This window comes from Mycobacterium sp. TKK-01-0059 (assembly GCF_000709305.1).
Lineage (GTDB): Bacteria > Actinomycetota > Actinomycetes > Mycobacteriales > Mycobacteriaceae > Mycobacterium > Mycobacterium intracellulare.
The window spans coordinates 636,658-648,982 of the sequence record NZ_KL446995.1 but is presented as its reverse complement, the minus strand read 5'-3'; the positions used below and the strand labels follow the sequence as shown (position 1 = coordinate 648,982).

The 12,325-nt window shown below is 69.6% G+C and carries 17 protein-coding genes; 9 read left to right on the top strand and 8 right to left on the bottom strand.

The window, feature by feature from the left end:
- Positions 1-118: 118 nt before the first annotated feature.
- Positions 119-934, top strand: a complete 816-nt coding sequence (locus K883_RS24895; protein ID WP_020823038.1) for an IclR family transcriptional regulator — start codon at positions 119-121, stop codon at positions 932-934.
- Here K883_RS24895 and K883_RS24890 read toward each other — a convergent pair whose 3' ends face one another.
- Genes K883_RS24890 through K883_RS24870 form a run of 5 tightly spaced genes read right to left on the bottom strand, consistent with a single transcriptional unit; the run spans position 935 to position 4,592 of the window.
- The gene (locus K883_RS24890; RefSeq protein WP_008258376.1) at positions 935-1,678 is read right to left on the bottom strand and encodes a 3,4-dihydroxyphthalate decarboxylase; all 744 of its coding nucleotides are present in this window, start codon (positions 1,676-1,678) and stop codon (positions 935-937) included.
- Positions 1,675-2,493 (bottom strand): 3-(cis-5,6-dihydroxycyclohexa-1,3-dien-1-yl)propanoate dehydrogenase, encoded by an 819-nt coding sequence (gene hcaB, locus K883_RS24885; RefSeq protein ID WP_008258374.1) that lies wholly within the window; start codon positions 2,491-2,493, stop codon positions 1,675-1,677. The genes K883_RS24890 and hcaB overlap by 4 nt, the downstream gene beginning before the upstream one ends.
- A complete protein-coding gene (locus K883_RS24880) occupies positions 2,477-2,722 on the bottom strand; it encodes a hypothetical protein (protein WP_008258372.1) in 246 nt (81 codons plus the stop codon). Before K883_RS24880 ends, hcaB begins: the two co-directional genes overlap by 17 nt.
- Positions 2,719-3,249 carry a 3-phenylpropionate/cinnamic acid dioxygenase subunit beta gene (locus K883_RS24875; protein WP_014712037.1) on the bottom strand — a complete coding sequence of 177 codons (531 nt, stop codon included), beginning with the start codon at positions 3,247-3,249 and terminating at the stop codon, positions 2,719-2,721. The genes K883_RS24880 and K883_RS24875 overlap by 4 nt, the downstream gene beginning before the upstream one ends.
- On the bottom strand, positions 3,246-4,592 hold the full coding sequence (locus K883_RS24870) for a Rieske 2Fe-2S domain-containing protein (RefSeq protein WP_020823037.1): 1,347 nt from the start codon (positions 4,590-4,592) through the stop codon (positions 3,246-3,248). Before K883_RS24870 ends, K883_RS24875 begins: the two co-directional genes overlap by 4 nt.
- A 273-nt stretch (positions 4,593-4,865) precedes the next feature.
- On the opposite strand from K883_RS24870, the gene K883_RS24865 reads away from it, so the two are divergent.
- The 5 genes from K883_RS24865 to K883_RS24845 are packed head-to-tail and all read left to right on the top strand — an operon-like array spanning position 4,866 to position 8,903.
- Entirely contained in the window at positions 4,866-5,837 is a 972-nt protein-coding gene (locus K883_RS24865; protein WP_036456120.1) for a Rieske (2Fe-2S) protein, read from the top strand.
- Positions 5,834-6,319, top strand: coding sequence for a hemerythrin domain-containing protein (locus K883_RS24860; RefSeq protein ID WP_008258355.1), 486 nt, complete (start codon positions 5,834-5,836; stop codon positions 6,317-6,319). Before K883_RS24865 ends, K883_RS24860 begins: the two co-directional genes overlap by 4 nt.
- Before the next feature lie 28 nt (positions 6,320-6,347).
- Entirely contained in the window at positions 6,348-7,115 is a 768-nt protein-coding gene (pcaH, locus tag K883_RS24855) for a protocatechuate 3,4-dioxygenase subunit beta (protein WP_014712034.1), read from the top strand.
- A complete protein-coding gene (gene pcaG, locus K883_RS24850) occupies positions 7,108-7,680 on the top strand; it encodes a protocatechuate 3,4-dioxygenase subunit alpha (protein WP_050989389.1) in 573 nt (190 codons plus the stop codon). Before pcaH ends, pcaG begins: the two co-directional genes overlap by 8 nt.
- Complete coding sequence (locus tag K883_RS24845; protein WP_014712032.1) at positions 7,677-8,903, top strand: lyase family protein; 1,227 nt, start codon at positions 7,677-7,679, stop codon at positions 8,901-8,903. Before pcaG ends, K883_RS24845 begins: the two co-directional genes overlap by 4 nt.
- Positions 8,904-8,913: 10 nt before the next feature.
- On the opposite strand, the gene K883_RS24840 is transcribed toward K883_RS24845, so the two are convergent.
- From K883_RS24840 to K883_RS24830, 3 genes are all read right to left on the bottom strand, one after another.
- Positions 8,914-9,177 carry a hypothetical protein gene (locus K883_RS24840; RefSeq protein WP_009952620.1) on the bottom strand — a complete coding sequence of 88 codons (264 nt, stop codon included), beginning with the start codon at positions 9,175-9,177 and terminating at the stop codon, positions 8,914-8,916.
- Between the two features lie 181 nt (positions 9,178-9,358).
- The gene (locus tag K883_RS24835; RefSeq protein WP_026071309.1) at positions 9,359-9,571 is read right to left on the bottom strand and encodes a hypothetical protein; all 213 of its coding nucleotides are present in this window, start codon (positions 9,569-9,571) and stop codon (positions 9,359-9,361) included.
- A 191-nt stretch (positions 9,572-9,762) separates the two neighbouring features.
- Entirely contained in the window at positions 9,763-10,602 is an 840-nt protein-coding gene (locus K883_RS24830) for a class I SAM-dependent methyltransferase (RefSeq protein ID WP_020823035.1), read from the bottom strand.
- 159 nt (positions 10,603-10,761) lie between these two features.
- On the opposite strand from K883_RS24830, the gene fdxA reads away from it, so the two are divergent.
- The 3 genes from fdxA to K883_RS24815 are packed head-to-tail and all read left to right on the top strand — an operon-like array spanning position 10,762 to position 12,308.
- Positions 10,762-11,118 carry a ferredoxin gene (gene fdxA / locus K883_RS24825; RefSeq protein WP_008258347.1) on the top strand — a complete coding sequence of 119 codons (357 nt, stop codon included), beginning with the start codon at positions 10,762-10,764 and terminating at the stop codon, positions 11,116-11,118.
- Between the two features lie 24 nt (positions 11,119-11,142).
- On the top strand, positions 11,143-11,886 hold the full coding sequence (locus tag K883_RS24820; RefSeq protein ID WP_014385321.1) for a helix-turn-helix transcriptional regulator: 744 nt from the start codon (positions 11,143-11,145) through the stop codon (positions 11,884-11,886).
- Positions 11,883-12,308, top strand: coding sequence for a hypothetical protein (locus K883_RS24815; protein ID WP_014382866.1), 426 nt, complete (start codon positions 11,883-11,885; stop codon positions 12,306-12,308). The genes K883_RS24820 and K883_RS24815 overlap by 4 nt, the downstream gene beginning before the upstream one ends.
- Positions 12,309-12,325: the final 17 nt, after the last annotated feature.

Here is a 12,325-nt window from a genome sequence, read left to right as displayed (position 1 = left end):
GGATGCCTGACCGGCCGCCGATCCGCGCCCCAAGGTGCGCGTTTCAATTCGCTTGGGGCGCCCAGGCCCACGGGACGAAACCCTCCTGCGTCCGGCGCCAACTGGTTACCGTTGAGCCATGCCACTCAAGCGCGAGCGCGCCGCACGGGATGTCGCCGCGGCGGCGCCCGCCGATTCGCTTGCGCCGCAGTATCCGATCGAGTCGGTCGACAATGCGCTCAAGCTGTTGTTGCTGCTGGGCGAACAACCCCAGATCCGGTTGAGCGAGGCGACCCGCTATCTGGGTGTGGCGTCGTCGACCGCGCACCGGTTGCTGGCGATGCTGGCCTACCGCGGCTTCGTCCGGCAGGACCCGGTGTCCAAGGCGTACCTGCCCGGCCCGTCATTGACCGGGGTGGCGTTCGCGATCTTCGGCCGTGTCGACATCGCGCGATCCGCCGCGCCCGTCCTGCGCGGCCTCAGCGAACAGCTGCGCGAGACCGTGCACGTCGGAATGCTGGACGGCGCCAGCGTCCGCTTCGTGGCCGCCGTCGAGGGGCCGGCCGCGGTGCGGGTGGCGTCCCGGCTGGGCCGCACGATGCCCGCGCACTGCACCTCGACGGGCAAGGTGATGCTGGCCCAGTTGTCGCCACCGGAATTGCGTGCGCTGCTGCCGCGCGAGCGGCTCGAGCGCATCACCGCGCATTCGATCGCCAGCCGCGCCGAGCTGGAAGCCGAGCTGTCCGGCATCCGCGAACGCGGCTACGCCACCAACCGGGAGGAGAGCGAGGAGGGCGTCGCCTCGGTCGCCGTGCCCATCCCGGCCCGGGCGCCCGGCCTGCGGCTCGCGCTCAACGCCGCCGCGCCGCAACACCGGCTGGACCCCTCCCGGTATCCGGCGGTAGCCGCCGCACTTGTCAACGCCGCCAAGGAGATTGGCGATCTGCTCGGCTAGCTAGGCCGGCGACGACGCCGGCCCCGACGGGAGTCGCGCCACTTCGTGGCGCCAGGCCGCCTCGGCGGTGAGCGCGGGCCCCAGATCCGGCAGGTCCTCCCAGTCCGCGTCGTCGATGTCGCGCGGCGTGCCGCCGGCGGCGCGCACTCGCAACGCCATGCGGGCCAGCGCGTCGAGGCTGATCGCCTGCAGCACCGCCTGCGGCACCGTGGCCGCGGCGCTGGTGATTCCGTGTCCGCGGCAGATCACCACGGGCGCACCGCGCATGGCCGCCACCATCTCCTTGCCCAGCCGCGAATCTCGGATCAGCACGGCGCGTTCGTAGACGGGGACACCGCCGCGCGCCAGCCAGGCGCCGGGAATGTCGTAGGCGCCGTAGATGGGCCGGATCGTGATGCCGGCCAAATCGGCGGCGACCACCGCCGGCGGGTGCAGGTGCGCGACGGCCGTGTGGCGCGGGTCGGCGAGCATGGTCTCGACGTGGATGGGCAGTTCGTTGGGCACCCGGTACCCGTCGAGTTCGCCTGGGGCGCCGGGGCTGCCGTCGAATCGGACCAGCCGGATGTCGCTGGGCCGGGTGAACGCCACCCCGTCGTCGGCGTCGCTGCGGCAGCGCACCAGCAGGCGCTCGTCGTCGACCCGCTGGCTCAGGTGGCCGAGGATGCCGTCGACCAGGCCGCGGGCGGCCGCGACGCGGCACCCCTGCGCGACCAGGGTTCGCTGCCGCTCCAGCCGGTCGGTCATGGTTCGGTCCCTTTCGGGTCGGGTTTCGTTGCGCCGAGGCCGAATCCGCCGTCGGGACGCACGGTTTCGCCGGTGATCCCGCGGGAGCGGTCGGACGCCAGGAACACATAACTGAACGCGTGGTCTTCGCCGGTGAGCGCGACGTGCAGGGGAGTGCGGTCCGCCACCTCGCGGGCCCGGCCGGGTCTGTCGTCCAGCCGGGTGTCGCCCAGCCCCAGGCTGGCGAGGCCGCGCAGATCGGTGTTCAGCGTGCCGCCGGGCGCCACCCCGTTGACCCGGATCCCCGGCGCCAACTCGTGGGCCAGCGCCGAAACCAGGCCGCGCACCGCGAATTTCGAGGAGACGTACAGCGCGCCGCCGCGTCCCGGGTAGAACGACGAGGCGGACTCGGTCAGCACGATCGAGGCCCCTCCCGCGTGCCGAAGCGCGGGGATCGCCGCCTTGACCGACTGCATGTGGCTGAGCACGTTGGTGCGAAACATCTCGTCGAACGCGCCGGGCAGGTCGGGCGGGTCGATGTCGCCGATGCCCCGGTAGAAGTCGAAGATTCCGACACAGTTGACCAGCGTGTCCAGCCCGCCGAAGGCCTCCACCGCGGCGGTGACGGCCCGTTCGTTGGCGTCGTAGGCGGTCGCGTCGCCCTCGGTCACCGGTACGTCGGGCAGCTGCGCGCGCAGCGCGGCGCACTTCTCCGGAACGCGTTCCAGCGCGGCGACTTTCGCGCCCTCGGCGCGAAACGCGTCGAGGACGGCGCGCCCGATTCCCGAACCCGCGCCGACGACCAGCGCGCGCTTGCCCTCAAGCCAGCCCGTCATCGCGCTCCTCGGGATCGTCGGGCAGCAGCGGCGCGTGGGAGTTGCCGACCATGGCAGCTAGAGTACGGGGGTTCTGCCAGGTCAGGGCCTCGACCTCGAGCGCGTCGAGGGTGATCGACTCCCCGGACCTGGGGGCGCTGATCAGCAGGCGTGACCCGTTGCGGGTGTCGATCCGGCGCACCACGACCTCGGTGAATTCGTTGGCGATCGTGATGGGTTCGTCGCTCATAGGAACACCGCCAGGTTCTGCATCCGTAGCACCGACTCGTCGGCGAGGATGGTGCGCCGCGCCAGCTTGAAGCGATCGCCACACCGGCGCAGGAGGTCCTCGCGCCCGCAGGACAGCAGGGCGGCCTCGTTGACGTCGCCGCGGCTGCGGAACAGCAGCTCGGCCGATTCGACGACCACGTCCTCGGAATCGTCGCACTCGAAGGTGCGCACGTTGGTGATGAAGTGCCGCAGCCGCGACGGCGGGTCCTCGGCCCACACGTGCTCGGTGCCCATCCGCGCGACCCGCTGGGTCAGGGAGTACTTGTCCTCATCGAAATGGGCCATGCCGGGCTCGGGAAACGGCGACGCGTCGAATCCCGCGCCGCGCGCGGCGGTGACCCGCACCGGCATGGTGTAGCGGACGTCGTCGGTCAGCGTGTCCAGCCACGCCTCATACCGTTGGCCGTCGAGCAGGTACGCCTCGTCCACCAGGAACTGGTGCGCCTCGAGGTGTCGACTGTCGCTGAAGGGCAGGGGCTTTCTCATGTGCCCGCCCCCTGCAGGTAGTCGGCCCACATGGCCAAAAGCGCCCGCTGGTTGTGCTCGTTGTAGCCGACCTGCGCGCGTCCGGGGCCGTGAAAAGCGTTGGGCGCCAACGGCTCGACGACTGAGCGGTCGTCGGCGAGCAGGCCCATGCGGCTGTTCAGCAGCAGCCGTCGCGCCATCGAACCGCCCGCGGTGGTGGTCAGCGACACCCAGTTCTCCACATCGTCCTGTTCGAACATGCCCGTCGACCCGAAGCACATCAGGTACGCCTTGTACGAATCCTGTTTGTACTGCGGGGGAGCGGTGGAGTCCACGGCGAACCACGAACACACCTCGGTCTCGTTCTCGCTGATGGGTTGCCACAACCGGATCGAGATGAACGGCAACACCTCGTCATCGCGATCGCGGACCTTGGGCCAGTTGTGCACGAAACTCAGGTTCGGAAAGCAGGTCGCCGCGGAGATCATGAACCCGTCCTCGCCGACGACCCGCTGCTGTTGCGGGGTCCACACGTCCTTGATGCGGCCGATCATCTCGGCGGGGTAGCCGACGTAGCGCATCCGCTCCTCGAAGCTGCCGGGGGGCAGTTTGTAGGTGGTGCCCCCGCCGCGGTGCGCCCAGTAGGTGGCGCCGTCCTTGCGCTTCTGGGCTTTCGGCTCGCGGAACAGGCCGATCTCGACGATCGACGCGTGGGTGTGTGGGGTGTGGTACATGTCGCCGGCGAAGTTCTCCGCGCCGATCTTCCAGTTCGCCTTGATCCGCCAGCGCTGCGGCCCCCGCACCTCGACGCCGCCGGCGCTCTGCTTGGTGTAGTAGTCCAGGTAGAACCTGAAGTCGCCCAGGAAGTCTTCCAGCGGTTCGGCATTCGGATCCAGGCTGATGAACAGCAGGCCGTTGTAGCTCGCGAAATTCGGTGCGGGCAACAGGGTTTGGTCCTTGGCGAACCCCTCGTCGCCGCCGTAGGCCTCCCGGTGGAACGGCAGCCCGGTGAGCCGTCCGTCGTTGCGGTAGGTCCAGCCGTGGTAGGGGCAGCGGAAGTTGGAGGCGTTTCCCATCTCCGCGCGACAGACCTGCATCCCGCGATGCAGGCACATATTGAACAGGGCCCGCACCTCGCCGGCGGAATCCCGGGTGATGATGAACGAGTCGTCGAGCACCCGGCGCACCACGTAGTCGCCGTCGTGCGGGATTTCGGACTCGTGCCCCACGAAGGTCCACGCCCGGCCGAACAGCCGTTCCTTCTCCAGCGCGAACAGTTCGGAGTCGTTGTAGATGTGCGCGGGGATCATCCCGCGGCGCACGTTCTCGAAGACTTCGAGCAATCCGCCGTCCCGGTGCGCCATGACTCCCTCTGATGTACAGAAATACTCTCCGCTCAGAAGAATCCCGCAGTCTTCGGCGCCGGTCAACCGCCGGGCGCCCGCGTCGCCAGGTTGTCCGCAGAATCCTTGGGGCCGATTCACAGGTGGCACGCAATTACATCCCGGAAACCCCCGGCTACCGTGGGTCACGGCAGCGGTTCGGCGTATGTGAGCGCGGAGTAAACTGCCGGTAATCGTTCGGTTTTGCGGTTATTAACCGCTTATTTCCACTGATTTGAGGAAAGGCAGGGTGCGATGGTGGGTCGGCCACGCGGGGGTCGATTGCAGCAGGTCGGATCCAAGGTTCTGGCCGCTATCGGGCGCCAGGAGTGGATGGATCGGCCGAGCTATCGGTTCGAACACCTGCTCAGCTTCGCCTACAACGGGCTCGGCGGCGCCCGCAACACCGTCAGTAACGCGCTCAACGGCGTCTGGCTCGGGCACCCGGTGCACCCGCCGCTGGCGTCGCTGACCAGCGGCGCGCTCGGCACGACGGTGGCGCTGGACGCCCTCAGCGTGCTGCCGGGCCAGCCCGCATCCGAGGTCGTCGACGCCTCGCGATTCGCCTCCCGCGCCCTCGGGGTCGGCATCCTGGCGAGCCTGGGCTCGGCCGTCACCGGCGTCACCGACTGGCAGCACACCCACGAGGAGGACCGCCGCGTCGGCGCGGTGCACGGCCTGCTGAACGTCGCCGCCACCGCGCTGTACATGCAGTCGTGGTGGGACCGTCGCAAGGGACGCCACGGGCGAGGCATCGTGCTCACCGCGCTGGGCTACGGCATCACCGTCGCCGGCAGCTACCTCGGTGGTGCGCTGGTCTTCGACTCCGGTATCGGCATCGACCAGTCCGGTCCGCGGCTGCGCACCTCCACGTGGACGCCGGTGCTGCCCGCGAGCTCGCTCAACGGCAAACCGGTGCGCGTCGAGGTCGACGGTGTGGGCCTGGTGGTCTGTCAGACCAAGCCCGGTGAAGTCGCGGCGTACGGAGAATTCTGCCCCCACCTGGCCGCCCCGATGGCCGACGGCTGGATGGACCGCGGCCGGTTGGTGTGCCCCTGGCACGGCTCGTGGTTCGCCGCCGAATCCGGCGAAGTGGTGCGCGGTCCGGCGGCAGCGCCGCTGCCGTGCTACGAGGCCCGGTTGGTCGACGGAGTGGTCGAAGTCCGCGGTGAGCAGCAGCCCGCTCCCGGCGGCGCGATCGGAATCGCTAAAGGAGGAGCCAATTGAACGCCTACGACGTTCTCAAAGAACACCACATCGTGCTCAAAGGCCTCGGCCGCAAGGTCAGCGAGGCACCGCTGAATTCCGAAGAGCGCCATGCCCTTTTCGACGACATGCTGATCGAGCTCGACATCCACTTCCGGATCGAGGACGACCTGTACTACCCGGCGCTGCGCGCGGCCACCAAGCTGATCGCGGTCGCCCACGCCGAACACCGCCAGGTCGTCGACCAGCTTTCCGTGTTGCTCAAGACGCCGCAGAGCGCGCCGGGGTATGAGGACGAGTGGAATTCGTTCAAGACCGTGCTGGAGGCGCACGCGGACGAAGAGGAACGCGACATGATCCCGGCCCCTCCGCAGGTGAAGATCACCGACGCGGAGCTCGAGGAGCTGGGCAACAAGATGGCCGCCACGATCGAGCAATACCGCGGCTCGGCCGTGCACCGCCTGCGGACCAAGGGGCGCGCGGCGTTGATCCGCGCCCTGTAGGGGAGCATCGAGAGTAGCGTCACGGCTCATGGACGCCGGGTGTGTCGCTTCTCAGGCTGACATCACGGCGGAGATCGCCCGCATCGCAGCGCAATACCCGGGCGGGGCAGGCCCGGCGCACGGTCAGCCGCTCCTGGACTATCCGCCGTACCGCAGCACGACGCTGCGCCACCCCAAGCATCCCCTGGTCGCGATCGATCCCGAGGGCGTCGAGCTCTGGGCGCCGTGCTTCGGCCACCAGGACGTCGACCCGCTCGACGCCGACCTGACGGCCGGGCATCCGGGCGAGCCGATCGGGGAGCGCGTCGCGGTGACCGGACGCGTCGTCGACGAAGGCGGCCGACCGGTGGCCGATCAGCTGGTCGAGATCTGGCAAGCCAATGCCGCCGGGCGCTACCGCCACCAGCGCGACCAGCACCCGGCCCCGCTCGACCCCAACTTCACCGGCGCCGGCCGCTGCCTGACCGGGCCGGACGGCTCCTATCGGTTCCTGACCGTCAAGCCCGGCCCCTACCCATGGCGCAACCATCGCAACGCCTGGCGCCCGGCGCACATCCATTTCTCCGTTTTCGGAACGGCTTTCACCCAGCGCCTGGTCACCCAGATGTACTTCCCGGGCGACCCCCTGTTCGAGCTGGATCCGATCTTCCAGTCGATCCTCGATCCCGCCGCGCGGCAACGGCTCATCGCCCGCTACGACCACGACCTGACCCAGCCCGAGTACGCGACCGGGTACCGGTGGGACATCGTCCTGACCGGCGGCGCGCCGACACCCACCGAGGGCGCGCATGACTGAAACAGCCTGCACCCCAGGGCAAACGGTCGGACCCTTCCTCGACCTGGGATTGCCGTACCCCGGTGACAGCGAGCTGGTCGACGACGGTCACCCGCAGGCCATCCGGCTGCACGGCGCGGTGTACGACGGCGGCGACGCCGCGGTCCCCGACGCACTGGTCGAACTCTGGCAGCCCGATACCGCGGGACGCATTGCGCGGCAGGCCGGTTCGCTGCGCCGATCCCACGCGTCGATCCCGTCGTTCACCGGCTGGGGCCGCTGCGCGACCGACGGCGCCGGGCGCTACGCGTTCACCACCCTGACCCCGGGTTCGGTGATCGACGGGCGCCCGCCGTTCTTCGCGCTCACCGTGTTCGCGCGGGGGCTGTTGAACCGGTTGTTCACCCGCGCCTACCTGCCGGGGGCCGACCCGGAGGCCGATCCGCTGCTGGCCGCCGTCCCCGCCGAGCGTCTGGAAACGTTGCTCTGCGTGGCCGAAAATGACGGCGCCGCATACCGTTTCGACATCCACCTGCAGGGGCCGGCCGAGACCCTGTTCCTGGCGTACCGGGCGGAGCCGCGATGACGAATTTGCTGTGGCCCGGAGACCATCGAGCCGGCGAGCACATGACCGACGGGGCGCTGCTGGGTTCGATGGTCGCGGTGGAGTCCGCGTGGCTGAGCGCGCTGGCGGGCGCCGGCCTGACAGCCGCCGAGTGCGTCGGTGTGGAGCTGCGGAATCTGGTGACGCACGACGACTGCGAGGCGCTCGCGGCCTCCGCCGAAGACGGCGGCAACCCGGTGATTCCCCTGGTGAAGCTGCTGCGCGAGCGCGCGGAACCGGCCGTCGCGCCGTGGATCCACCGCGGACTCACCAGCCAGGACGTCCTGGACACCGGCCTGATGCTGGCCACGCGCGCGGTCGCCGACGACCTGATCACGCAGCTGAGAGAGCAGATCTCGGCGCTGTCCGAACTCGTCACGCGGCACCGGGCCACTCCGATGGTGGCCCGCACCCTTACCCAGCACGCCGCACCCACCACCTTCGGCGCCAAGGCCGCCGCTTGGCTGAACGGGGTCGTCGACGCCTTCGACCGGATGGCCGCGCTGACCACGCCCGTCCAAATCGGCGGCGCCGCGGGCACATTGGCCGCCGCCACGGAGTTGGCGGCGCTGCTCACCGGCGGCTCCGACCCGGCCGGGGTGGCGGCCGGCGTCGCCGCCGACACGGCAACCGCATTGGGCCTGGCGCCGCGGGCGCCCTGGCACACGGCCCGCGCGCCGATCACCGGCGCCGCCGACGCGTTCGTCGGCTGCACCGACTGCTGGGGACGCATCGCCTCCGACATCGTCACGCTGGGCCGCCCCGAGATCGCCGAACTCAGCGAGCCGACGGCCGACAACCGGGGCGGCTCGTCGTCCATGCCGCACAAGCGCAACCCCGTGCTGTCCATCCTGATTCGCCGCGCCGCGCTGTCGACGCCCCCGCTGGCCGCCACCTTGCACACCGCCGCGGCGCTGGCCGACGACGAACGGCCCGACGGGGCATGGCACGCCGAATGGGACACCCTGCGCACGCTGGGCCGGCGCACCGTGGTCGCGGGATCCCAAACCGCGGAGTTGCTGACCGGCCTGACCGTGCACACGCAGCGCATGGCCGAAAACCTCGATGCCGCAGATGTTTTGGGTGAGCAGCAAGCGATCGCCGAGCTGGTGGGCAAAGACCCGTCACCGACCTACTTCGGCGCCGTCGACCGGCTGATCGACGACAGCCTCGGCCGCGCCGCGCGGGCACTCGCTCAGCGCTGAGTCGCGATTCTCAGTCGGCCACCGCGATCTCGATGGACAAGCACTCACTCAGGGCGTGCGCCGCCGCCCAGTCGCCGCCGCACACGGCCCGCTCGAGTTCGTCGACCAGCGGGCTGTCGGCTCCCAGGTCCGCCAGCCACGCCGACACCGTCGCCGTGATCTGATGGGCGGGCACCCTGGCGACGTGCCCGCGGTGGAGTCGGTCGGTCAACTGGTAGATCGTGGCCGTCGGCCTGCGCTGCGGCCAATGAACCATCCATTTCGGTGAATTCATCGTCCCCTCCCCGCTAGCCTCAACGACTCATCCATCCCCGGCGGCACGTCCAGCTTCAAAGCGCAATAGTACGTCCGTACCAATGCGTGGGTTGTCATTTCGGCCGTCAAAACTCGAACTTTTTCGCGGTTTTTGTTCATCGCGGTCGCCTACCTGGTTCTGCAGCAGAAGAGCAGGCCGATCAATGCCGCGCCAATGAGGCACGGCCCGCCCGGGACATGATGCGTTGCAAGACGTTGTGGGACAGGTCGCCGTCGTTGGCCACCCTGGCGAGGCCGCGCCGCCTCAGGAACATGTCGAGCCGCCGGTCGGGTGACCAATCGGCGTAGATGGCGCCGAGGTAATGCGACTGCAGGAAATCCGACGCCAACGCGTCGAGGTCGGAATCCGTCAGCGACGGTGGGCTAGCACCCATGCTCGGCAAGCTCCTTCGTTCTCCCCACAACTGCCGCAGCCAAGTTACGTCAGGGGGCGTCACTAAACCGTCACGCGGAGATTGCGGAACGGGCCCAAACTCGGGACCCGATATCGGAAGCGGCGCAACACCGAACGGCGCAGGCCGTCCCCAAAGCCTTCCGGGGCCGGTCAGCCGGTGGCCGATGCCGCGGGCTTGTGGGCGACGATCGCGACGGCGGCCAGTTGCTTGCGGTGCTTGCGGAACGTGCGGCGCATCGCCAGGACCCGCTTGCGGGCATCACGGTGCAGGAGCACGTTCCTGGCGAACCGCAGGGCCCCGAACAGGCCCTCGTCGGAGACCAGCCGGCGGGGCTGTAGCAGGGCCATCGGCGCGGTGGTGACGTTGTCGACCACCAATCCGTGCTCGGCGAGCAGTTTCGACCACTCCGCGATCGTCAGCGGCCGCGCGTTCACCTTGATCGAACGCGCGAGCGCCTGCCGGATCTCGGTGCTGATCTCCTCCGACACCGTGTCCGGGATGAGGGCGAGTTCGTGGATCGCGTAGCGGCCCCCCGGCCGCAGCACGCGGGCCGCCTCGGCGACGATGGCCTGTTTGGCCGCGTCGCCCTGCATGGTCAGCATCGCCTCTCCGACGACGACATCGCTGCTGGCGTCCGGCAACCCGGTCTCCGCCGCGTCCGCCACCCGCACGGCGGCATTCTGCGCACCGAGATCGGAAAGCACGCCGCGGACCATGTTGGCCGCGTCCGGGTCGCCCTCGGCGCCGACGTAGGATCGCGGACCGCGGGCCACGATCTCGGTGGCGGTACGGCCCAGGCCCGGCGCCAGCTCGACCACATCGGCGCCGCCCAGCTCCGCGCGCGACAGCAGGGTGCGGGTCAGCTCGACCCCGCCGGGGCGCAACACGCGCTTGCCGAGCCGCGCCAACAGCCAATGGCCGGCGACCGCGCTGTCGTCACGGCGCGAGGCCGGCAGCGGAAGTTCGGAACCTGCTCGTTGTCCTGGCATCAGATCTCCTGTCGCGCAGCGCCTTGCGGTGAGGCCAGGGCCAACTCGTGGTACCCATGGCGCACCGGGGGCGGGGTGTCGATGAGCCTACCGTCGGCCTTCACCGTTCTTAGGCCTCGAACCCAATTTTTACAAGACATGTTGTGTAAACTGTAGCCCATGACTTACGCGATCGGGAAGCCATGCGTCGATGTGATGGATCGCGCCTGCGTCGACGAGTGTCCCGTGGATTGCATTTACGAGGGCGGCCGCGCGCTCTACATTCATCCAGACGAGTGTGTCGACTGCGGCGCGTGCGAGCCGGTTTGTCCGGTGGAGGCGATTTACTACGAAGATGACCTGCCCGAGGATCTCCAGCCGCACCTGGCCGACAATGCAGCATTCTTCGCCGAGACGCTGCCGGGCCGCGACGAACCCCTGGGGTCCCCGGGCGGGGCGGCCAAGGTCGGCCCGCTCGGCGTCGACACACCGCTGGTGGCGGGTCAGCCCAGTGCCGCCCATTCGGACGGGGCTTGAAGGACGAGCAGCGTGAGGGACCCGGTGAAGACCCAGAGAACCCAGAAGACGCAGAAAGCCCAGAAGGCCCGGCAGTTGGAGAAACTCCCGGAGGTTCAGGGTTCGGTCGCGGGCGAATCGGCCGGTCGGCGCCGCGCGGTGATGCGGTTGCTGCGGGCTTCCCCGGAACCGATGAGCATCGCCGGGATCGCCGACGAGCTGGGCGTCCACCCCAACACCGTCCGCTTCCACCTCGACAGCCTGGTCACCGACGGGCAGGTGGAACACGTCGAGCTGGACCGCAAAGGCCCGGGCCGCCCACCGCTGATGTTCCGGGCGGTCCGGCAGATGGATCGCGGCGGGACGCGGCATTACCGGCTGCTCGCCGAGATCTTGACCATGGCCTTCGCCACCGAGCGCGACCCGGGGCCCAAGGCGCTGGCCGCGGGACGGGCGTGGGGGCGGAAGGTGGACGCCGAGCTGCATCCGCGGCCCGACGCCCCCGCCAACGCCGAGGAGGTCATCGCCCGTTTGATCGAGGTGCTCGACGAACTCGGCTTCGCGCCCGAGCGCCGGGTGGTCGACGGGGAGCAACAAGTCGGACTGCGGCACTGCCCATTCCTGGAGCTGGCCGAAAACCGGTCGAGCGTCGTGTGTCCGGTGCACCTCGGCCTCATGCAGGGAGCGGTGGAAACCTGGGGCGCACCGGTCTCGGTGGACCGGCTCGACTCGTTCGTGGAGCCGGACCTGTGTCTGGCTCACCTGACGCTGCAGGGGGCGGCCAAATGACGACCGGAACCGCGATCGCCGTCGCGCTCACCTTCGTCTGGCTCGGCATGGTGCTGGCCATCTCGTTTTTGGAAGCCCCGCTGAAGTTCCGGGCGCCCAACGTGACGTTGCAGATCGGGCTCGGCATCGGCCGGCTGGTCTTCCGCGCCCTCAACACCGTCGAGGTGGCCTTCGCGCTCGTCATCGGGGCGATCGTGATCGCGGGCCCCACCCCGGCGGGCGTCATCGCGGCGGTCGGCGTCGCCGTCGCCGCGTTGGCCGTGCAGCTGGTCGCCGTGCGGCCCGCGCTGACCCGCCGTACCGACCGGGTGCTGTCCGGATCGGACGGGCCGCGCTCCCGGGCCCACTACGGCTACGTCGCCCTCGAGGCGGTCAAGGTGGCCGGCCTGATCGCGGCGGGGATACTCCTACTGAGCGGTTAACTGCCCACCCTCAAGGC